The organism is Saccharothrix sp. 6-C, assembly GCF_016695385.1.
GTDB classification, from domain to species: Bacteria; Actinomycetota; Actinomycetes; order Mycobacteriales; family Pseudonocardiaceae; genus Actinosynnema; species Actinosynnema texasense.
Genome location: NZ_CP064192.1, coordinates 7,100,413 through 7,119,105, shown reverse-complemented (window position 1 = coordinate 7,119,105; position 18,693 = coordinate 7,100,413). Strand labels below are relative to the sequence as shown.

General features: G+C 72.7%; 23 protein-coding genes. 15 read left to right on the top strand and 8 right to left on the bottom strand.

Going from position 1 to position 18,693, the window contains the following annotated elements; translation table 11 throughout:
- Nucleotides 1–53 precede the first annotated feature (53 nt).
- Complete coding sequence (locus IOD16_RS30335; protein WP_201437098.1) at nt 54–275, top strand: hypothetical protein; 222 nt, start codon at nt 54–56, stop codon at nt 273–275.
- On the opposite strand, the gene IOD16_RS30330 is transcribed toward IOD16_RS30335, so the two are convergent.
- Nucleotides 268–1,740, bottom strand: coding sequence for a 1,4-alpha-glucan branching protein domain-containing protein (locus tag IOD16_RS30330; RefSeq protein ID WP_201437096.1), 1,473 nt, complete (start codon nt 1,738–1,740; stop codon nt 268–270). The two genes, IOD16_RS30335 and IOD16_RS30330, sit on opposite strands and share 8 nt — an antisense overlap.
- On the bottom strand, nt 1,737–2,483 hold the full coding sequence (locus tag IOD16_RS30325; protein ID WP_201437095.1) for a class I SAM-dependent methyltransferase: 747 nt from the start codon (nt 2,481–2,483) through the stop codon (nt 1,737–1,739). Before IOD16_RS30325 ends, IOD16_RS30330 begins: the two co-directional genes overlap by 4 nt.
- A gap of 315 nt (nt 2,484–2,798) precedes the next feature.
- On the opposite strand from IOD16_RS30325, the gene IOD16_RS30320 reads away from it, so the two are divergent.
- Together IOD16_RS30320 and IOD16_RS30315 are read left to right on the top strand one after the other, a co-directional pair.
- Nucleotides 2,799–3,920, top strand: a complete 1,122-nt coding sequence (locus IOD16_RS30320; RefSeq protein WP_201437093.1) for a hypothetical protein — start codon at nt 2,799–2,801, stop codon at nt 3,918–3,920.
- A gap of 43 nt (nt 3,921–3,963) precedes the next feature.
- Nucleotides 3,964–4,551 (top strand): hypothetical protein, encoded by a 588-nt coding sequence (locus IOD16_RS30315; RefSeq protein WP_201437091.1) that lies wholly within the window; start codon nt 3,964–3,966, stop codon nt 4,549–4,551.
- Between the two features lie 71 nt (nt 4,552–4,622).
- On the opposite strand, the gene IOD16_RS30310 is transcribed toward IOD16_RS30315, so the two are convergent.
- Both IOD16_RS30310 and IOD16_RS30305 read right to left on the bottom strand, forming a co-directional pair.
- Entirely contained in the window at nt 4,623–4,766 is a 144-nt protein-coding gene (locus IOD16_RS30310) for a hypothetical protein (protein WP_170185233.1), read from the bottom strand.
- Between the two features lie 58 nt (nt 4,767–4,824).
- The gene (locus IOD16_RS30305) at nt 4,825–5,670 is read right to left on the bottom strand and encodes a DegV family protein (protein ID WP_201437090.1); all 846 of its coding nucleotides are present in this window, start codon (nt 5,668–5,670) and stop codon (nt 4,825–4,827) included.
- A 279-nt stretch (nt 5,671–5,949) separates the two neighbouring features.
- On the opposite strand from IOD16_RS30305, the gene IOD16_RS30300 reads away from it, so the two are divergent.
- The 4 genes from IOD16_RS30300 to IOD16_RS30285 all read left to right on the top strand — a co-directional run bounded on the left by IOD16_RS30300 (nt 5,950) and on the right by IOD16_RS30285 (nt 9,544).
- Nucleotides 5,950–6,732: an electron transfer flavoprotein subunit beta/FixA family protein gene (locus IOD16_RS30300; protein WP_123745839.1), complete on the top strand. Its 783-nt coding sequence runs from the start codon at nt 5,950–5,952 to the stop codon at nt 6,730–6,732.
- 14 nt (nt 6,733–6,746) lie between these two features.
- Complete coding sequence (locus IOD16_RS30295) at nt 6,747–7,706, top strand: electron transfer flavoprotein subunit alpha/FixB family protein (RefSeq protein ID WP_123745840.1); 960 nt, start codon at nt 6,747–6,749, stop codon at nt 7,704–7,706.
- A 201-nt stretch (nt 7,707–7,907) separates the two neighbouring features.
- On the top strand, nt 7,908–8,693 hold the full coding sequence (locus tag IOD16_RS30290) for a GNAT family N-acetyltransferase (protein WP_201437088.1): 786 nt from the start codon (nt 7,908–7,910) through the stop codon (nt 8,691–8,693).
- Nucleotides 8,690–9,544, top strand: coding sequence for a lysophospholipid acyltransferase family protein (locus IOD16_RS30285; RefSeq protein ID WP_236594475.1), 855 nt, complete (start codon nt 8,690–8,692; stop codon nt 9,542–9,544). Before IOD16_RS30290 ends, IOD16_RS30285 begins: the two co-directional genes overlap by 4 nt.
- Before the next feature lie 7 nt (nt 9,545–9,551).
- Here IOD16_RS30285 and IOD16_RS30280 read toward each other — a convergent pair whose 3' ends face one another.
- A complete protein-coding gene (locus IOD16_RS30280) occupies nt 9,552–9,884 on the bottom strand; it encodes a hypothetical protein (RefSeq protein ID WP_201437087.1) in 333 nt (110 codons plus the stop codon).
- A gap of 159 nt (nt 9,885–10,043) precedes the next feature.
- Between IOD16_RS30280 and IOD16_RS30275 the strand changes: the two genes are divergently transcribed.
- From IOD16_RS30275 to IOD16_RS30260, 4 genes are all read left to right on the top strand, one after another.
- Nucleotides 10,044–11,414: an MFS transporter gene (locus IOD16_RS30275; protein WP_201437085.1), complete on the top strand. Its 1,371-nt coding sequence runs from the start codon at nt 10,044–10,046 to the stop codon at nt 11,412–11,414.
- Complete coding sequence (locus IOD16_RS30270) at nt 11,414–12,601, top strand: cysteine desulfurase family protein (RefSeq protein ID WP_201437083.1); 1,188 nt, start codon at nt 11,414–11,416, stop codon at nt 12,599–12,601. Before IOD16_RS30275 ends, IOD16_RS30270 begins: the two co-directional genes overlap by 1 nt.
- A gap of 4 nt (nt 12,602–12,605) precedes the next feature.
- Nucleotides 12,606–13,691, top strand: coding sequence for a tRNA 2-thiouridine(34) synthase MnmA (gene mnmA / locus IOD16_RS30265; RefSeq protein WP_123745845.1), 1,086 nt, complete (start codon nt 12,606–12,608; stop codon nt 13,689–13,691).
- Between the two features lie 81 nt (nt 13,692–13,772).
- Nucleotides 13,773–14,102, top strand: a complete 330-nt coding sequence (locus tag IOD16_RS30260; RefSeq protein ID WP_123745846.1) for a hypothetical protein — start codon at nt 13,773–13,775, stop codon at nt 14,100–14,102.
- A 129-nt stretch (nt 14,103–14,231) separates the two neighbouring features.
- Here IOD16_RS30260 and IOD16_RS30255 read toward each other — a convergent pair whose 3' ends face one another.
- Both IOD16_RS30255 and IOD16_RS30250 read right to left on the bottom strand, forming a co-directional pair.
- Nucleotides 14,232–15,116, bottom strand: a complete 885-nt coding sequence (locus tag IOD16_RS30255) for a serine/threonine dehydratase (RefSeq protein WP_201437082.1) — start codon at nt 15,114–15,116, stop codon at nt 14,232–14,234.
- 4 nt (nt 15,117–15,120) lie between these two features.
- On the bottom strand, nt 15,121–15,627 hold the full coding sequence (locus IOD16_RS30250) for a DUF6584 family protein (protein ID WP_201437080.1): 507 nt from the start codon (nt 15,625–15,627) through the stop codon (nt 15,121–15,123).
- A gap of 41 nt (nt 15,628–15,668) precedes the next feature.
- Here IOD16_RS30250 and IOD16_RS30245 point away from each other — a divergent pair, with 41 nt between their 5' ends.
- Both IOD16_RS30245 and IOD16_RS30240 read left to right on the top strand, forming a co-directional pair.
- Nucleotides 15,669–16,844, top strand: a complete 1,176-nt coding sequence (locus tag IOD16_RS30245; protein WP_201437078.1) for a hypothetical protein — start codon at nt 15,669–15,671, stop codon at nt 16,842–16,844.
- Nucleotides 16,845–16,907: 63 nt separating this feature from the next.
- Entirely contained in the window at nt 16,908–17,285 is a 378-nt protein-coding gene (locus tag IOD16_RS30240) for a hypothetical protein (RefSeq protein ID WP_201437076.1), read from the top strand.
- Here the strand turns inward: IOD16_RS30240 and paaI are convergent.
- Nucleotides 17,248–17,661: a hydroxyphenylacetyl-CoA thioesterase PaaI gene (gene paaI / locus IOD16_RS30235; protein ID WP_236594473.1), complete on the bottom strand. Its 414-nt coding sequence runs from the start codon at nt 17,659–17,661 to the stop codon at nt 17,248–17,250. The two genes, IOD16_RS30240 and paaI, sit on opposite strands and share 38 nt — an antisense overlap.
- Nucleotides 17,662–17,683: 22 nt before the next feature.
- On the opposite strand from paaI, the gene IOD16_RS30230 reads away from it, so the two are divergent.
- Together IOD16_RS30230 and IOD16_RS30225 are read left to right on the top strand one after the other, a co-directional pair.
- Nucleotides 17,684–18,220: a cadmium resistance transporter gene (locus IOD16_RS30230; RefSeq protein WP_201437075.1), complete on the top strand. Its 537-nt coding sequence runs from the start codon at nt 17,684–17,686 to the stop codon at nt 18,218–18,220.
- Nucleotides 18,221–18,691: a hypothetical protein gene (locus tag IOD16_RS30225; protein ID WP_201437073.1), complete on the top strand. Its 471-nt coding sequence runs from the start codon at nt 18,221–18,223 to the stop codon at nt 18,689–18,691.
- Nucleotides 18,692–18,693 lie beyond the last annotated feature (2 nt).

Below are 18,693 nucleotides of genomic sequence, written 5' to 3'. Positions count from 1 at the left end.
CGCATCTCGGCGCCGCTACCCTGGGAAGCTCAGGGGGAAGTGGGGGAACGGCCATGCAGCCTTGGATCTGGGCGGTCCTGTTCTGCGCCGCGGCGCTGACGATCGGGTACGCGGTCGACCGGAGGGCACGCGCCAAGCGCGCGGGCCTCGTCCGACCGGCCGACACCAAGGGCCGCTCGAAGGCGGACCCGGTGGTGCAGGCCCGGATCGACCACCCGGGTTCGGCGGGCATCGCGCAGCGGCAGCAGGACGGCGGGGCCGGGACCGTCATCTAGCCAGTCCTCGCGCGTCCAGGTGGCCGAACGGACCGTCGACCAGGCGCAGTTCGGCCGCCCGGTCACGCCCGCGTCCCGCCCGCCGCAGCGCGACGAGCTCGGTGAACCGGTCCGCGTGGGTCTTGGCCCGGTACCGGGCGTAGTCGGCCGCCGAGTCCTTGGTGACCATGAACGCCCAGTCGCTGGACAGCGCGAGCAGCGCCTCCCGCACGGCCTGGTCGGCGACCGGGTCGCGCACCACGCCGGACAGGTCGAGCGCGAGCAGCTCCCGCTGCACCTCCGCGTTGCCGTGCACGACGTCGGCGACCTGGGGCCCGTTCCACACCTGCCAGTCCTTGCCCGAGCCCCACGACGACGGCGGCACGTCGACCGGCGCGCCCACGTGCCCGGCCTCGACCGCGCCGCGCAGCGTCGTCACCCGCACCCCGGCCCCGGGCAGCTGCCGCAGCACCGCTTCCAGCCACGCCGGACCCTCGTGCCACCAGTGCCCGTACAGCTCGGTGTCGTACGCGGCGACCACGAGGGACGGCTCGCCGTGCTGCTCCTTCAACGCGCGCAGCCGCCGCACCACCGTGTCCACGAAGTCCGCCGCGTGCCGCTGGACGGCCTGCGCCGCCAGGTCCGGGTCGTAGGGCCGCTTGTCGGCCGGCTCGACGGTCTTGCCCGTCACCCGCGACGGCTTGAGCCCGCTGGCGTGGTCGTAGGTGTGGAAGTCCCGGTACGCCGGATCACCGGGGTAGCCGACCTTGGGCGACCACACCCGGTACGACACCTCCAGGTCGCGCCCGAAGGCCACCACGTCCGACGTGCCGACCGGCCTGCCGGAGGCGGTGTCGCCGCGCAGCGACGGCCCGTCCACCAGGAACCGGCGCACGCCCGCCCGCGCGTAGTCGTGCTCCATGCCCGGCGCGTACGCGCACTCCGGCGCCCAGATGCCCTCGGGGGTCGACCCGATCCGGTGCGCGGTGTCGTCCAGCCCGGCGCGCAACGAGAACGCGCGCAGCCGCGGGTCGAGCAGCGGCTGGAACGGGTGCGCGGCCGGTCCGCCGAGCAGCTCGACCGCTCGCGAGTCCACAAGGGACCGCAGGACCGGCGAGAAGCCGTGGCGCCACCGCGCTTCGAAGCGGTCCAGCGCCCACGCCGACGCGCGGTGCTCGCGTGCCGCCAGGTCGGGCAGCCGGGACGACGCGCTGTGCGCGCGCAGCTGCCAGTCGCCCAGCCAGTCGTGCAGGCCGCGCAGGCTGTACGGGTCGTCGAGCTGCGCGGCCAGGACCGGCGTGACGCCGAGCGTCAGCACGTCCTCGCGGCCCTCGGCGGCGAACCGCTCCAGCAGGTCCACCACCGGCAGGTACGAGTGCGCCCACGCCTGGTACAGCCACTCCTCGCCGACCGGCCAGGCGCCGTGGTGCGCCAGCCACGGCAGGTGGCTGTGCAGGACCAGGCAGAACGTGCCCTCGTGCGTCACGGGCGCACCGCCACGGCGACCAGGTCCAGGCTCGCGTCCAGGTCGTCGGTCGTGATCTCGAAGTCCTCGGCGCGCACCGACGACACGGCGGCGAGCAGGTCGTCGGGCCACGTGCCGCCGTCCACCACCACGGCCACCTGCGCGTCGATGATCGAACCGCCGAACCGCCCGTCCAGCGCGCGCAACGCGGGCCCGTGCCGCAGCCCGGCCAGCAGCTCGACCCTCAGCCCCGCGCCGGCCAGCAGCTCGCGCAGCTCGGCGGGCGCCAGCTCACGGGTGTGGAACGGGTTGAGCGGTGTGTCGCGGCCGGGGGAGAAGGTGATCCGGTTCGGCGTGGTGACCAGCAGCCTGCCGCCGGGCCGCAGCACCCGCGCGCACTCGGCCAGGAAGCCCTCCTGGTCCCACAGGTGCTCGATGACCTGCAGGTTAACCACCACGTCCACGCTCGCGTCGCGCAACGGCAGCGTCGCCAGGTTCCCGCGCAGCACCGCCAGCTCCGGGTACGCCCGGTGCGCGTGCGCCGCGGTCAGCTCGTCGTAGTCGAGCGCGACGACCCGCGCGGCGTGCCCGGCGATCAACGCGGCCCCGTAGCCCTCGCCGCAGCCGGCCTCCAGCACGACCGCGCCGACGCAGTGCCGGACCAGGTCCAGGTACGCCGCCTCGTGACGCCGGAACCAGTAGTTCTCCTCGGCGATCCCGGGCACGGTGCGCTCACCGGTGAGGGGCAGCGGCTCGACGGTCACCCGGCCAGCCTAGTTGCTCGTTACTCGCGGGTAGGCAGCGCCTGTCCGGTAGAGCGTCACTGTTTCGTGTGAACTTCTCGCCACTCGATGGCCGGTATTTGTTGCTGAGCGCATTCGCAATACACCGGTCGATTTCGGTGAAATAACTCCATCGGGTGACCTACACCAGATTTGCGACGATCTTCCCTGATGGTGTTTCGCCTGCAAGCACGGCGCTTCAGCCGGCTCATACCAGGGTAGTCGTGGGTGGTCATGGGCCGGTCGGGTGCCTTACGCTCGGTACCCTCGGTCAATCTTCGAACGAGCGGGGCCGCCATGGGTGCGAAAGAGCCGGACATTGTTCCGCTGCACGCGGGTTTCGACGTGGTGTACCGGGGATTCCACCGCCGACAGGTGATCGAACACCTGGAGAACCTGGACGAGCAGCTCAAGTACACGGCCCTCGACCGGACCGAGGCCTTGGCGCAGGCGGCGGACCTGCGCAAGCTCCTCGAGATGACCAGGGGCGACCTGGACGCGGCGCGGGCCCGCATCGAACGGCTGGAGATGTCGCCCAACACGACCTCCGGCGCGACCGAGCGACTGCACCGGATGCTGACGCTCGCCGAGGACGAGGCGAACGACCTGCGGGTGCGCGCCGAGCACGACGTCACCGCGTTGCGCGAGCGCACCGAGGCGGAGTTGGCCGAACGACGGCGCCAGGTCGAGGAGGAGTTGGCCGCGCAACGGGCGGAGGCCGACGGGCGTGCGCGCGACCAGCGCGAGGCGGCGAACCAGCGCGCCGCCGCGCTGGACCAGCGCGAGGTCGACCTGGAGCGCCGTCAGGCCGAGGTCGAGGCGCACCTGCGGGCCCGCGTCGAGCAGGTGGAGGCCGAGTGCGCTGCCGCGATGGCCGAGGCGGAGCAGGACGCGGACCGGTTGCTGCGGGAGGCCGCCGAGCGGTGCGCGCGACTGGAGGCCGACTCCGACGCCAAGCGCGCCAAGGCGCAGAACTTCTTCGAGCTGACCATGAATCGGCGGCGCAACGAGGCCCAGCAGCACTTCGCCGAGCAGGAGGAGCTGGCGAAGGCGCGGGCCGCGTTCCTGATCAAGCTCGCGGCCCGCGAGGCGCACCGGCGCATCGACGAGATCCAGCGGCAGTCCGAGGACCTGCGCGAGCTGCGCCACATGGTGGCCGTGCAGCTGGCCTCGGCGCGCGTCGCGCTGGACGAGGCGGCCGACCGCGTGCCGACCCTGATCCCGGAGCAGACGACCGTCGAGCAGGCGAGTGCCGGGCAGACGGGCGCCGGGCAGATGGATGCCGGGCAGGGGGGTGCGGAGCCGGTCGGGCCCCTCACCGAGACGATCAGCGCCGGGACGATCAGCGCCGGGGAGGTCGGCGTCGGGCCGGCGAAGGGCGAGCAGGCGGGCAGCGACGGCCAGCGGGTCGGTGCTTGATGGCGGTGCCGCCGACGGCCCGCCGGTCGAGTGAGGGCGTGTGATGGGCGGGGTGGCGGTCGTGGTCGGGTCGTGCGCCTTGTCGTTCGCGGCGGGCTGCGTGCTGACCGCGATCATGCTCCGCCGGGAGCAGCCGCCCGAACCGGCGGCGCACCCGGTCCCCGCCGCGCCGGCGCCCCTGTTCGAGCCGCGGTTCCCGCCGGAGGACTACGCGACGAGACCCATCCACCGCAACCCGGTGATGGGCTTCCCGACCGCGCTGCCCGCGCCGGAACGGCTGCGCTCGGCCCCGCTCCCGCCGCGGCCGAACCTGGTGGTCGTCCCGGACCCGGTGGCGGAGGGCGGGAAATCCGCGCGGCCGGACGAAGTGCGCCGGATGCACGTGGTGCGGGCCGAGCCCGAGCCGCAGGAGGGGGCCGACCCGGTCGACCCCCTCGTCACGGTTGACGAGTCGATCGAGCCGGGTGCGGTGCCCGCCGAGCCGGTCGAGCTGGTGTCGGTGCCCGCCGGGTCGGTCGAGCCGGCGGGATCGGGCGGCGAGACCGCCGCGGTGGTTGTCGAGCCGGGTGGAGCCGAGGAGTCGGGCGGGGCCGAGGAACCCGGGGTCGTCCAGGTCGTGGCCCGGCCCTGACCCGTGGTGGGTCCGCGCGTTCGAAGCGGCCCGCCGGGACAGCCGGTAGCGGGCCGCTGAACGTGCACTGCTCAGCGCTTGCGGAACTTGCGCAGCAGTTGTTCGGCCTTGGCCTTGTTTCGGGGGTCGCGTGCCACGTGCTTGACCTGCTCGGTGACCCGGCGACCCTGCGGACTGCGGGCGAACGCGGCGAGTTTGCTGAACAGAGATGCCATGTCCACCTCCTTCCCTGTCCGCTCAACGCTCAAACCCCGCAAGGAGTTCCCAACCCGACTAAACCGGCGAAACGGTCACGCCCACCGCGCCCGGTCCGACGTGCGCGCCGATCGCCGAGCTGACCTGGGTGACCAGGAACCGCCGCACGTTCGGCAGCTTCGCGCGCAACTGGTCCAGCACGGTCCCGGCGCGGTCGGCCGCGTCGAAGTGCTCGACCGCGATGTCCACCGCGTCCTGGCCGGCGCGCTTGGCCGCGATGTCGATCAGCCTGCGGATGGCCCGCTCCGCGCCGAGCACCTTGTCCAGCGGCGTGATCCGCCCGTCGGCCACGGTCAGCAGCGGCTTCATCGACAGCGCCGAGCCGAGCAGGGCGGCGGCCCGGCCGATCCGCCCGCCGCGCTGCAAGTACTCCAGCGTGTCCACGTAGATCAGCTCGGTGCTGCGCCGGACGCTGTGCCGCGCGGCGGACAGCACGTGGTTCGCGTCACCGCCGGCGGCGGCCGCGGTGGCGGCGGCGACCACCGCGTACCCGAGGCTCATGCCGCAGGTCTGCGTGTCCACCACGTGCACCGGCACCTGCACCTGCGCCGCCGCCTGCCGGGCGGCTTCCACGGTCCGCGACAAGCCGGTCGACACGTGCAGCGACACGATCGCCTCGACGCCGGAGGCCGCCGCGTCGGCGTAGGACCAGAAGAACGCGCCGGGGTCCGGTGGCGTGGTGGTCACGTCGAGCTGCCCGCGCAGGGCGTCCACGAGCTTCGGCACGGGCACGCGCGCCTCGTCCTCCACCCAGTCCCCGATGCGCACCTGGATCTGCGCGACGGTCACGCCGAGCTTCTCGGTCAACTGCGGCGGCAGGCAGGCGGTGGAGTCGGTGACAATCGCTACTCGCCGAGACGACATGCGCTCGAACCTAGCCCAGTCGGGGGATGGCCTGTAACGCTGTCGTGCCGAAGGACGACATTGTCCGAATGGCCGGAAACGTGCCAGTGAGCATCATCACCCGCAGTGGGTGCTTGCAGTCGTTTGCACCTCTGCTACCGGTGGGTAACATCCAGGTGGCCGACACCACCATGCCAATGCGGCGATGACATGGCAGGGTCACGAACAATCCGGCGACCGCAGGCAACTACCGTCGCCCAACCACGTCGCCGCCCGTCCGCAGGAGGTCGAAGAGGACCCATGAACATTGTCGTCCTGGTCAAGCAGGTGCCCGACACCTGGTCCGAGCGCAAGCTCGCCGACGCCGACCACACCCTCGACCGCGAGTCCGCGGACGCCGTGCTCGACGAGATCAACGAGCGCGCCGTGGAAGAGGCGCTGCTGCTCCAGGAGGCGCACGGCGGCGAGGTGACCGTCGTCGCGATGGGTCCCGACCGCGCGACCGACGCGATCCGCAAGGCGCTCTCCATGGGTGCGGACAAGGCCGTGCACGTCTCCGACGAGGCCCTGCACGGTTCCGACGCGCTCACCACCGCCAAGGTGCTGGCCAAGGCCATCGGCACCATCGAGGGCTTCGACCTGGTCATCGCCGGCAACGAGGCCACCGACGGCCGCGCGGGCGCGGTGCCCGCGATGCTGGCGGAGCTGCTCGGCGTGCCGCAGGTGACGCAGGTGCGCAAGCTCACCGTCGAAGGCGGCACGGTCAAGGCCGAGCGGGAGACCGACGAGGGCGTCGCGCACCTCGAGGCGAGCCTGCCCGCCGTCGTCAGCGTGAACGAGAAGATCAACGAGCCGCGGTACCCGTCGTTCAAGGGCATCATGGCGGCCAAGAAGAAGCCGGTCAGCAAGCTCACGGTCGCGGACCTGGGGCTCGACGCGGGTGAGGTCGGCCTCGGCGCGGCCTGGTCGCAGGTGCTGGAGTCGGCGCCGAAGCCGCCGCGCGGCGCCGGTCAGCGTGTCGAGGACTCGGGTGACGGCGGTTCGAAGATCGCCGCGTACCTGGTCGACCAGAAGCTCATCTGAAGGCGAGGAATCCAATGTCCGAAGTACTCGTCCTCGTCGACCACGTCGACGGCGAGGTCAAGAAGGTCACCTATGAGCTTCTATCCGCCGCGCGCCGTCTCGGCGAGCCGGCCGCGGTGGTGGTCGGATCGCCCGGCACCGCGGGCAAGGTGAGGGAGTCGCTGGGCCGTTACGGCGCCGTGAAGGTGTACGCGGTGGAGTCGGACGACGCGGTGAACCACCTGGTCACGCCGAAGGTGGACGCGCTCGCCGCGCTCGCGGCCACCGCGTCGCCCGCCGCCGTGCTGGTGTCGGCGACGTTGGAGGGCAAGGAGGTCGCGGGCCGGCTCGCCGTGCGCCTCGACTCCGGCCTGCTCTACGACGCCGTCGACCTCGACGGCGAGGGCGTCGCCACGCAGTCGATCTTCGGTGGCGCGTACGTGGTGAAGTCGAAGGTCAGCAAGGGCGTGCCGGTCATCGCGGTCCGCCCCGGTGGCGTCGAGGCGTCCGAGTCGCCCGCGGACGCGGTCGAGCAGGCCGTCGAGGCGCCCGCCGCGAACCCGGCGCTGGTCACCAAGGTCACCGGCCGTGAAGCGGTCGCCGGTGGCGACCGGCCCGAGCTGACCGAGGCGTCGGTCGTCGTGTCCGGCGGTCGTGGCGTGGGCAGCGCGGAGAGCTTCGACGTCGTGGAGAAGCTGGCCGACAGCCTCGGCGCGGCGGTCGGCGCGTCCCGGGCCGCGGTGGACTCCGGCTACTACCCGCACCAGTTCCAGGTCGGCCAGACCGGCAAGACGGTCTCGCCGCAGCTGTACATCGCGCTGGGCATCTCCGGCGCGATCCAGCACCGGGCGGGCATGCAGACGTCCAAGACCATCGTCGCGGTCAACAAGGACCCGGAGGCGCCGATCTTCGAGATCGCCGACTTCGGCGTCGTCGGCGACCTGTTCGCGGTCGCGCCGCAGCTGACCGACGAGGTCGGCAAGCGCAAGGGCTGACCGACGAGGACCAGGGCTGATCCGCCCGGTCGGCGAGGGCTGACCTGCGGGTTCGCCCGCCAGTGCGGTCGAGGGCCGCTCCGCTTCGCGCGGGGCGGCCCTCGTGCTGTCGGCGGCCTCACCGCGCCTTAACCGACCTGCCACCGAGGCGTCACCGGAACGGCCTGCTCCCGGTCGCCAACCGGTCGGTAGACCAGACCCATGACGCAGCCGCAACTGCTTGTCAGCACCGGTGACGCCGCTTCCGACGCGCCGCGCTACTCCCTGCTGGTCGCGCGCGACAGCGACGAGGTCGTGGCCGCGCAGCGGCTGCGGCACCAGGTGTTCGCCACCGAGATGGGCGCCGTGCTGCACAGCTCCGTGCCGGGGCACGACGTCGACCACTTCGACCGGTTCTGCGACCACCTCGTGGTCCGCGACGACCGGACCGGCGACATCGTCGGCACCTACCGGATGCTGCCGCCGGAACGGGCGGCCGAAGCGGGCGGGCTGTACTCCGACGGCGAGTTCGACCTGTCCGCGCTCGACCCCCTGCGGCCGTCGCTGGTGGAGACCGGCCGGTCGTGCGTGCACCCCGACCACCGCAACGGGGCCGTGGTGTCGCTGGTGTGGGCCGGGATCGCCCGGTACATGCTGCTGTCCGGGCACTCGTGGCTGATCGGCTGCGCCTCCGTTCCCCTGGAACCGGGCGCACCGCACGACGGCGGCTCGTTCGCGGCGGGAGTCTGGGACGTCGTCCAGGCCAAGCACTACGCGCCCGACGAGTACCGGGTGCGGCCGCTGACGCCGTGGGACGTCGACTCGGTGGCGCGGCCGGCGAAGACCGTGCTGCCGCCGCTGCTGAAGGGCTACCTGCGCCTGGGCGCGTGGGTCGCCGGCCGGCCCGCCCTGGACGCCGACTTCGGCGTGGCCGACCTGCCCGTGCTGCTCGGGATGCACCGGGTGGACCAGCGCTACCTCAAGTTCTTCCTCGGGGAGACGGCGTGAGCAAGCACGCGTGGATGCCGGTCTCGCCGTGCGGCGACGGGTGCGTGGACCACTCGACGGCCTCCGTCGGCCGGGTCCGGACGGCGTGGCGGGTGGTGGCGGCGTCCGCGGTCGTGCTGTCCGGGCTGCTCGTGGTGCTCGGTGTGCTGTGCGTGCGGGGGCGGGCGCGTTCGGCGCTGCTGCGGCGCTGGTTCCGGGCCCTGCTCGGCGCGTTCGGCGTGCGGTTGCGGGTGCTCGGGCCGGTGTTCCAGGACAACCCGGGACGCGGCGTGCTGGTGGTGTCCAACCACGTGTCCTGGTTGGACGAGCTGGCGATCGACGCGGTGCAGCCCATCCGGATGGTCGCGAAGCGGGACATCCGCGACTGGCCGGTGCTCGGCCCGCTGATCACCGCGGCCCGCACGGTGTACCTGGACCGGGAGCGGCTGTCGCTGCTGCCGGGCACGGTGGCCGAGCTGGCGGCGGCGCTGCGCGACGGCGCGGCGGTCGGCATCCACGCGGAGGGGACGACGTGGTGCGGCCTGGCGTCCGGGCGTTACCGGCCGGCGCTGTTCCAGGCCGCGCTGGACGCCGGCGTGCCCGTGCGGCCGGTGGTGCTGCGCTACTCGCAGGGGTCGGCGACGTCCACCACCCCCGCGTTCGTGGGTTCCGACACGCTGGTCGACTCGCTGCGGCGGGTGCTGCGCTCGCGCGGGCTGGTGGTGGAGGTGCACGTGCTGGACGAGGTCGCGCCGGGCCGCGCCGAGACGCGCCGCGAACTCGCGGCGCTCGTGCAGCAGGAGGCCGAACGGGTGGCGTACGCCTCGGTCGAGGTGCCCTCGCCGCGCCGGCACGCCACCCGGGTCGCCTGAACCGCGCTCAGCAGGCCTTGACCGACACGGAGTGCACCCGGCCGGCGATGTTGTAGATCGTCACGGTGCTCCAGCCGCCGTTCGCGGTCACGTTGTACTGGTAGCCGGCCTGGACCTGCCGGCTGCGCGTCGCGCCCGCCGGGACGTCGGTCTCCTGCGCGACGGACGTGCCGGACTTCGTCCCGCTGGCGTAGATGATCCCGAACAGCCAGGGTCCGCCGCAGTTGTTGGTCCAGTTGATGTAGCCGTAGCTCTCGGCGGACGCCGGGCCCGCCGTGGCGGCGAGGCCGCCGACGGCCAGGGCCAGGGAGGCGAGCAGGACGGTTAAGCGCTGGCGCACGGCTTCTCCTTCGGGGCACGAGTGGGTCACGCCCAGTGAACACCGCATCGCCCACCGCCACACCGGTCGTTCGCACCACGCCGTTCGCGCAGGTGGTCCCGGCTCGACTGCGTCATATTGCCTTGACCTCCACCCGGGTAGAGGTTGAACCATTGAGCCGTGACGACGACGACCGACACGCCCGCCAGGAGCAACCTCTGGACACCCGAACGGCGGGGCCCGACGGTCGGGATCATCCTGCTCGTCACGCTGCTCGCGTTCGAGAACATGGGCGTCAGCACGGCGATGCCGCGCATGGTCGCCGACCTCGACGGCAACGACCTGTACGCGTGGCCGTTCCTGGCGTTCCTCGCCGCGAGCGTGGTCGCCACCGTCCTGTCCGGACGGCTCAGCGACCTGCGCGGACCGCGGCCGTCGCTGTTGATCGGTCCCGCGCTGTTCCTGGTCGGCCTGGTCGTCGCCGGTCTCGCCCAGGACATGCCGCTGCTGCTCCTCGGCCGCGTGCTGCAGGGCATCGGCGGCGGCGCGCAGGTGGTCGCGGTCTACGTCCTGATCGGCCTGGTCTACCCGGAACGGGACCGGCCCGCGGTGTTCGGCCTGCTCGCGTCGGCGTGGGTGGTGCCGTCGCTGGTCGGGCCGGCGCTGTCCGGGTGGCTGACCGAGACGCTGAGCTGGCGGTGGGTGTTCCTGGGGCTGGCGCCGTTCGTGCTGGTCGGCGTGCTGCTGCTGGTGCCCGTGCTGCGGAACCTGCCGCCGCACACCCCCGACCAGAACACCCGGCGCGGCCTGCCCCTGGCCGCGCTCGGCGCGGGGTTCGGCGTCGCGGCGCTGAGCTGGGCCGCCCAGCACCCCACCGGCGTCAACCTGGTCATCGGCCTGGCCGGGCTGCTCGCCCTGGCGCCCGCGCTGCGCGTGCTGCTGCCCAAGGGCACGCTCACCGCCCGTCGCGGCCTGCCGGTGACGATCCTGGCCCGCGCGCTGCTGGCGGGCTCGTTCTTCGCCGCCGAGGCGTTCATCCCGCTGACGCTGACCGCCGTGCACGGCTACTCGGCCATCGCCGCCGGCATCCCGCTCACGCTGAGCGCGCTGGGCTGGTCGAGCGCCGCCTGGTGGCAGTCCCGCCGACCGGACATCCCGCGCGAGAAGCTGGTGCGCTGGGGGTTCGTGCTCAACGCGGTGGGAATCTCCGGAGTGACGCTCATCGCACCGTCGTGGGGTCCGGCGTGGGCCACCCCGGTGCTGTGGGCGGTGGCCGGAGCGGGGATGGGGATGGCCATGTCGAGCCTGAGCGTGCTCACGCTGGGCGCGTCGTCCGAGGTCGACCGGGGGTTCAACTCCTCGGCCCTGCAGATCAGCGACATGCTCGGCTCGGCGCTGCTGGTCGGTCTCGGCGGTGTGCTCGTCACCACGTTCGCCTCCGCCGCCGCGCCGACGGCCGCCGTGGTGCCGTTCGACCTGCTGATGGCGGGCGTCGCGGTGCTCGGTGCGGTGCTCGCGGGACGTCTGGGCAGGGCTACCCTGGAAAGCTGATGGCCTACTTCGACCACGCCGCCACGACCCCCATGCTCCCCGAGGCGATCGAGGCGATGACTCGGGCGTTGTCCACGACGGGCAACGCCTCGTCGTTGCACACCTCGGGCCGGCGGGCGCGGCGGCTGGTCGAGGAGGCGCGGGAGGACATCGCGGACGCCCTGGGCGCGCGACCCTCCGAAGTGATCTTCACCAGCGGCGGCACGGAGAGCGACAACCTCGCGGTCAAGGGCGTCTACTGGTCCCGCCGCACGTCGCGCCGCCGCCGGGTGGTGGCCACCTCGGTCGAGCACCACGCCGTGCTCGACGCCGTGCAGTGGCTGGTCGAGCACGAGGGCGCCGAGGTCACCTGGCTGGAGCCCGACGGGCTCGGCCGGATCGGGCCCGAGGCGCTGCGCGACGCGCTGGACGACGACGTCGCCCTGGTCACCACGATGTGGGCGAACAACGAGGTCGGCACGATCAACCCGGTGCGCGAGCTGGCCGAGCTGGCCGCCGAGCGCGCGGTGCCGTTCCACACGGACGCGGTGCAGGCCGTCGGCGCGGTGCCGGTCGACTTCACCGCCTCGGGCGCGTCCGCGTTGACGCTCACCGGGCACAAGCTCGGCGGGCCGTACGGCGTCGGCGCGCTGCTGCTGGGACGTGACGTGGCGACCACGCCCGTGCTGCACGGCGGCGGGCAGGAGCGGGAAGTGCGGTCCGGCACGCTGGACGTGCCGTCGATCGTCGCCCTCGCCGTGGCGGTGCGGCACGCGGTGACCCACCAGGCCGCGGCCGCCGCCGAGGTCGCGGCGCTGCGCGACGAGCTGGTGGCGTCGGTGCGGCGCGTGGTGCCGGACGTCGGGGTGAACGGCGACCCGGTGCACCGGCTGCCCGGCAACGCGCACCTGACGTTCCCCGGCTGCGAGGGCGACAGCCTGCTGATGCTGCTGGACGCCAAGGGCGTCGAGTGCTCCACCGGCTCGGCCTGCACGGCGGGCGTGGCGCAGCCCAGCCACGTGCTGCTGGCCATGGGCGTGGACCCGGTGCGGGCCCGCGGCTCGCTGCGGTTCTCGCTGGGCCACACGTCCACGGCGGCGGACGTGCGCGTACTGGCCGAGGTGATCGGCCCGGTGGTCGAACGCGCCCGCACGGCGGGCATCGCGGGGTTGAAGAGGCTTGCGGGCAAGGCGACGGCGGAGGTGTGACGGCATGCGGGTGCTGGCGGCGATGAGCGGCGGGGTGGATTCCGCCGTGGCTGCGGCGCGGGCGGTGGCGGCGGGGCACGAGGTGACCGGCGTGCACCTGGCGTTGTCGGCGAAGCCCGGCACGCTGCGCACCGGCGCGCGCGGCTGCTGCACCATCGAGGACGCCCGGGACGCGCGGCGCGCGGCGGACGTGCTCGGCATCCCGTTCTACGTCTGGGACTTCGCGGAGCGGTTCACCGAGGAGGTCGTGGACGAGTTCGTGGCCGAGTACGCGGCCGGCCGCACGCCCAACCCGTGCCTGCGGTGCAACGAGAAGATCAAGTTCGAGGCGTTGCTGGACAAGGCGATCGCGCTCGGCTTCGACGCGGTCGCCACCGGGCACTACGCCCGACTGTCCACTGTGGACGGTGTGGTGGAGCTGCGCCGCTCGGCCGACGACGGCAAGGACCAGTCGTACGTGCTCGCGTCGTTGACGCACGAGCAACTGGCGCACGCGATGTTCCCGCTGGGCGACTCGACCAAGGCCGAGGTGCGCGTCGAAGCCGCCGAGCGCGGGCTCCAGGTCGCGGACAAGCCGGACAGCCACGACATCTGCTTCATCCCCGACGGCGACACCCGGGGCTTCCTGACCCGGCGGTTGGGCGAGCAGCCCGGCGTCCTGGTCGACGACGAGACCGGCGCGGTCCTCGGTCGGCACGTCGGTGTGCACGAGTTCACCGTCGGCCAGCGCAAGGGCCTGGGCATCGACGCGCCCGCGCCCGACGGTCGGCCCCGGTACGTGCTCTCCCTGGAGCCGGTGAGCGGCACCGTGCGGGTCGGCGCGGCGGAGAAGCTCCAAGTCACCGAGATCGTCGCCCAGCGACCTGTGACGCGAATCACGTTTGATGGTCCGGTGGAGTGTGTGGCGCAGGTGAGGGCCCACGGCGGCCTCGCGCCTGCGGTGGCCGAAGTCGTCGACGGCGAGCTGCTGGTCCACCTGCGCGAGCCGCTGAGCGGCGTCGCCCCTGGTCAGGCGGTCGCGGTGTACCGGGAGGACGCCGAGGCGGGCGACCTGGTCCTCGCCAGCGCGACCATAAGTGCGACCCAGTGAGGTCCGGTTTGTTGTTTTGTCGGTGGCGCCTGCGACACTGCGTGCGTGCCGTATGACAACGCACGACGCCGGAGGTCGCTGGTGGACATCGGGATCCGGGTGAGGGTGCTCTCGAGCAAGCTCGACCACCCATCCGCGCAACGTCTCGACGCGGAGCAGTTCGAACGGCTGCGCGCGGAAGTGCGCACGCTGCGCTGGGTGGTCCGGGAGCGCCTGCACCGGCCCGAGTGGGCCGACCTCATCGCCGAGGTCGAGGCCATGGTGGAACGGGTGGAGCGGCTCGACCCGGCGCTCGCGCTGGAAGTCGAGGTGCCGCCGCAGGCAGGCGCGTCGCTGGGGCGAGTGGCGCCGGATCGGGATCGGGGGTCGGTGGAGCTGGGGTCTGCCGATCGGGTGACGGAATGTCGTTGACCGGTTTGTAGGTCGGTGTCCGGGGTGAAGGCCGGCTCGATGTGACACGGGTTCGGGTGCTTCCGGCTTGGCCGGCCCGGAGCACCCGAACCCACGTCGCATCGGGCCTCGGTGGGGTGGTCCCCGGGGTCAGGGGGTCCAGTCGGTGTTGGCGCCGCACAGGACCACGCAGGCCAGGTCGCCCGGCACGTCGCCGGCCAGCCAGGCGGCGAACGGGACGGCGGCTGCCGGTTCGACGGCCAGCCGGAACTCTTCCCAGAGCCGGTCCCGGGCGGACAGGGTCGCCTGGTCGGGGACGAGGACCGAGGTCACCGGGCGGGTGCTCAGGATGTCGAACGGCACCTCGCCCACCCGGGTGGCGCCCAGGGCCGAGGCGGCGATCGAGTCGACCTCGGTGTCGACCGGTTCGCCCGCGTCGAGCGCGTGGCGCAGGGCGCAGCACCGGTCAGGTTCCACGGCGACGGTCAGACGACCCGAGGCCAGGGCGGTGCCCGCGGCCAGGCCGCCGCCGCCCACGGCGACCACGATCGAGTCCACATCCGGCGCGTCCTCGACCACCTCGGCGGCGACGGTGCCCTGACCGGCGATGACGATCGGGTCGTTGTAGGCCTCGACGTAGAAACCCGGTGTCCCGCGGGCTGCCAGGACCGCCTCGGCGTAGGTGTCGCCGTGCCGGATCAGCTTCGCGCCCGCGGCTTCGATCCGGCGTACCTTGCCCTCCGGCGCGCTGACCGGCACGAAGACCGTGGCGTGCAGGCCGAGCAGCTGCGCGGCCTTGGCGACGCCGAGGCCGTGGTTGCCGCCGGACGCCGTGACCACCCGGTCCGGTGACCCCGAGGCGAGCAGCGTGTTGAGGGCGCCGCGCAGCTTGAACGAGCCGGTGAGCTGGAGGTGTTCGAGCTTGAACACGATCGGTCGGCCGTCGACTTCGGTGCGCCAAGTGGGAGTGCGGCGGGCGTGCGGGCGGATGCGGTCAGCGGCGGCGGCGACGTCGGGGGTCATGCCTCCCAGCATGCGCTCATCCGGCGAACCACCTGTAGACCCACATGACCAGCGTCACCGCGCCGACGACGAAGCACAGGAGCACGAGCACCAAACCGATCAGCACGAACACGTTCGTGCGCCAGGACGAGTCGCGGTCGTCGGCGACCGACAGCTCGGCGTGCAGCTGGTCGTTGGCACCCTCCCGCAGCGCCACCAGCCGTTCCCGGGCGGTCGGGGTGGAGGCGCCTGCCTCGCCGCTGGTCCAGTTCATCGCCGTCAGCCGCGCCAGGGGCGTGCGGTAGGCGCGTTCGAACGCCGCCACCTCCGCCTCGTCGCGCACCTCGGACAGGTAGCTCCACCGCCCGGCCTGCGCCGCGTCACCGAGCAGCCGGTACACCTCGGCGAGGCGCTCGCGCAGGTCGAGCCGGTCGGGATAGCTGCAGACCAGCCCGACCAGCCGTTGTCGAGCCCTCAGGACACTGGCCAGGTCACCGCGTTCCACCTCTTCGGCGGCCTTGTGGAGCGTCAGCTCGAGCGGCATGGAGGACATCGTCCCAGGACGTGCAACCGTACGATCTCCGGGTGATCGCGGTCTCGGTGGTGACGTTCGGCCTGGCCTGGTGGCTCGGGCTGTACCTGCTCGTGCGCGATCCCCGCAAGCGCCTGCTCCAGCGGGCCTCGGTCGGGCTGCTCGCCTACGCGCTGGTGATCGTCCTGCCGGTGCCCGCGATGGCGATGGCGGTGCCCGCGGTGGCGTGGACCGGGGTCGTCGTGTGCTGGCTGCCGGTGCGCTACGAACGCTGGTGGCGGTACAGCGTGCCGCCGTTGCTGGTGGCCGCCTACTTCGCGCCCGTGGTGGTGCTGGTCCCGCTGGCGGCGGCGCTGGTGCTGTGCCTGCGGGTGCGGCGGGCGCTGCTGGGCGCGGCGACGGTCCTGTTCGGGCTCAGCTGCGCGTTGCTCCTGGCAGACGTGCTGCCCGAGCCGGTGGTGATCGCGTCGGCGGGGCTCGACCTGCTGGTGCTCGGCGTGGTCGTGGCGGTGGCGGACGCGTTCGACGAAGGTGAGGCGATCCGGGCCGACATGGTGCGCTCGCTGCTCACGTCGGCCGGGTTGGCGGCGGTGTTCGGCGGGCAGGTGGCGTTGTTCCTGGACGACCGGCTGGTGCCGCTGCTGTTCGGCACGGTCGCCGCCGCGATCGCGGTGCAGGTGTCGGCCAACCTGCTGGCGCTGCTGGTGGACCGGGTCGCGGTGCCGGAGGTGGCCGCGTCGCGGGCCGAGCTGCGTGACGCGGCCGAGGCGCTGCCGCGCCGGGCGCCGCTGGACCCCGCCGAGTTCGTGAAGCTGACCCGGCGGGCGTTGAGCAACTACGGCGACCTCGGGAAGCTGGTCGCCAGCCCGTTGACGCAACTGCCGGTGATCGACGCCCGGCTGGCCGCCCGGGGCGCGTCCGACCAACCGCTGGAACGCGCGGCCGAGTTGAAGGCGTTGTTGTCGGAGAGCATCGGCCGGCTCAAACCGCGGGACGGCGAGTTCGGCACCAGCGACGAATGGCGGCACTACAACGCGCTGTACTTCTACTACGTGGTCGGTATCCGGCCCTACAGCAGGCGGACCAAGCGCGAAGGCCTCGACGCGGAGGGGCGGCGGGCGTTGGCGTGGTTCGTCGACCAGGTGCCGGAGCGGACCCTGCACAACTGGCAGAACGCGGGGGCGAAGCTGGTGGCCGAAGACTTGTCCGCGCAGGTCGAAGCCGTGTGACTGGCAGGTGTTGGCAGTGTTCGGCGTTCCGCCGGCAGTGCCGCCGACCCTAGCTTTCGGGCCATGACGACAACTCGGGTCCACCACGACGGTCTCCTCCGCTTCGCCCTCAAGCTCGACGGTGTCAGCTCGGGCGGGCTCGGCCTGCTGGCCCTGCTCCTCGACCTCCCGACGGGACTGCCGCGCGGTCTCGTGATCGGGCTCGGCGCATTTCTCGTCGCCTACGGCGTCGGTGTGTTCCTGCTCGGCCTGCGGCCCATCCGCCCACTCGTCGCCGTGGTGGTGATCGGCAATTCGGTGTGGGTTCTGGACAGCTTCCTGACCGCGTTCGCCGGGTGGTTCCCGGTGACCGGGTTCGGTGTCTTCCTGATCGTCGCCCAAGCGGTCGCCGTGCTGGGGTTCGTCACCCTCCAGGTGCTGGGTCTGCGCCGTTCGGCCTGAGGGTCCGGCTCCGGCCGCGGAACTCGGCCACCACCTGGTCGCCGCGGCGCACGGTGATGTCGTAGATCCCGCTGCGCCCGAACCGCGCCCGTTCCACCGCCTCGGCCACCAGCTCGTCGCCCTCGTGCACGGGGGCGAGGAAGTCGATCTCCGCCTGCGCCGCCACGGTCACCGAGCCGTGGCGGTTGCACGCGCAGGCGAAGGCGGTGTCGGCGAGCAGGAACACGTACCCGCCGTGCCCGATGCCGTGACCGTTGACCATCCGGTCGGTGACGGTCATGGCGAGCTTGGCCGTGCCGTCGCCGAGTTCGAGCGCCCGGATGCCCAAGGCGGCCGAGGCGGCGTGGTTGGCGAGCATCTCCGCGGGTCCGTTCATCCCTGCACCTTAGGGTTCACGGGTGCTGGACATCATCCGCGCGGTCGGGCTGTTCGCGGTGACGAACGTCGACGACATCGTGCTGCTGGCGTTGTTCTTCGCGCGGGGCGTGCCCCCGTGGCGGGTCGTGCTCGGCCAGTACCTCGGGTTCGCGGGCATCCTGGCGGTCGCCATCGCCGCCGCCCTCGGCGCGACCCTGCTGCCGCCGTCGGTGCTCCCGTGGCTCGGCCTGCTGCCGCTGGCGCTGGGCGTGAAGGCGGCGTGGCAGGCGTGGCGCGGGGGTGACGACTCGGAGCCGGCGGCCACGGGCGCGCTCGGCGTGGCGGCCGTGACGTTCGCCAACGGCGGCGACAACATCGGCGTCTACGTCCCGGTCTTCGCCACCACCGGCATCACCGGATACGTGATCGTGTTCCTCGTCCTGGTGGCAGTGTGGTGCGGTGCGGGCCGCTTCTTCGCGACCCGCCCCCTCATCGCCCGCGCCCTGAGCCGCTGGGGGCACGTGGTGCTGCCGGTGGTGCTGATCGTGATCGGTGTGCTGATCCTGCTGGGAGGCTAGGTGTTCAGGTCGAAGCGCGAAGCCGAGGAGCTGCGGGCCAGGGTGGCGGACCTGGAACGCCAGGTCGCCACCCTGTCCGCCCAGTTGTCCGCCACCCGCCCGCTGCTCGACGACGCCACCAGGGTCGAGTCCCTGGCCCGCCAAGCCGAAGCCGCCGTGCGCTCCCTCGAAGCCCGCGCCACCCCGCTGAGCGTGGGCGGCGCCCGCACCCGCCCGAAACTGGACACCCTCTACCGGGCCGACGTGCTGGGCTACGTGTCGGTCTACTTCGTCACGGGCTACACGGCCACCGTGCGGCTGACCGTCGGCCCGGAGAACCCGCCGACCCAGGTGGTCGGCCTCGCACACGGCGGCGGTGAGTCGAACTCGTACGCGGGCGCCATCGTCCGGCCAGGCGAGTACTGGATCGCGGCCACCGCGGGCGATCGCGCCGACTACGGCTTCGAACTCCACTTCACACCGCTGTACTGACC

What these genes read in the sequence shown, in the direction of transcription:
- IOD16_RS30335 (WP_201437098.1), top strand. Translation starts at nt 54, where the DNA reads ATGCAGCCTTGGATCTGGGCGGTCCTGTTCTGCGCCGCGGCGCTGACG.
- IOD16_RS30320 (WP_201437093.1), top strand. Translation starts at nt 2,799, where the DNA reads ATGGGTGCGAAAGAGCCGGACATTGTTCCGCTGCACGCGGGTTTCGAC.
- IOD16_RS30315 (WP_201437091.1), top strand. Translation starts at nt 3,964, where the DNA reads ATGGGCGGGGTGGCGGTCGTGGTCGGGTCGTGCGCCTTGTCGTTCGCG.
- IOD16_RS30310 (WP_170185233.1), bottom strand. Translation starts at nt 4,766, where the DNA reads ATGGCATCTCTGTTCAGCAAACTCGCCGCGTTCGCCCGCAGTCCGCAG.
- IOD16_RS30305 (WP_201437090.1), bottom strand. Translation starts at nt 5,670, where the DNA reads ATGTCGTCTCGGCGAGTAGCGATTGTCACCGACTCCACCGCCTGCCTG.
- IOD16_RS30300 (WP_123745839.1), top strand. Translation starts at nt 5,950, where the DNA reads ATGAACATTGTCGTCCTGGTCAAGCAGGTGCCCGACACCTGGTCCGAG.
- IOD16_RS30295 (WP_123745840.1), top strand. Translation starts at nt 6,747, where the DNA reads ATGTCCGAAGTACTCGTCCTCGTCGACCACGTCGACGGCGAGGTCAAG.
- IOD16_RS30290 (WP_201437088.1), top strand. Translation starts at nt 7,908, where the DNA reads ATGACGCAGCCGCAACTGCTTGTCAGCACCGGTGACGCCGCTTCCGAC.
- IOD16_RS30270 (WP_201437083.1), top strand. Translation starts at nt 11,414, where the DNA reads ATGGCCTACTTCGACCACGCCGCCACGACCCCCATGCTCCCCGAGGCG.
- mnmA (WP_123745845.1), top strand. Translation starts at nt 12,606, where the DNA reads ATGCGGGTGCTGGCGGCGATGAGCGGCGGGGTGGATTCCGCCGTGGCT.
- IOD16_RS30255 (WP_201437082.1), bottom strand. Translation starts at nt 15,116, where the DNA reads ATGCTGGGAGGCATGACCCCCGACGTCGCCGCCGCCGCTGACCGCATC.
- IOD16_RS30250 (WP_201437080.1), bottom strand. Translation starts at nt 15,627, where the DNA reads ATGCCGCTCGAGCTGACGCTCCACAAGGCCGCCGAAGAGGTGGAACGC.
- IOD16_RS30240 (WP_201437076.1), top strand. Translation starts at nt 16,908, where the DNA reads ATGACGACAACTCGGGTCCACCACGACGGTCTCCTCCGCTTCGCCCTC.
- paaI (WP_236594473.1), bottom strand. Translation starts at nt 17,661, where the DNA reads ATGAACGGACCCGCGGAGATGCTCGCCAACCACGCCGCCTCGGCCGCC.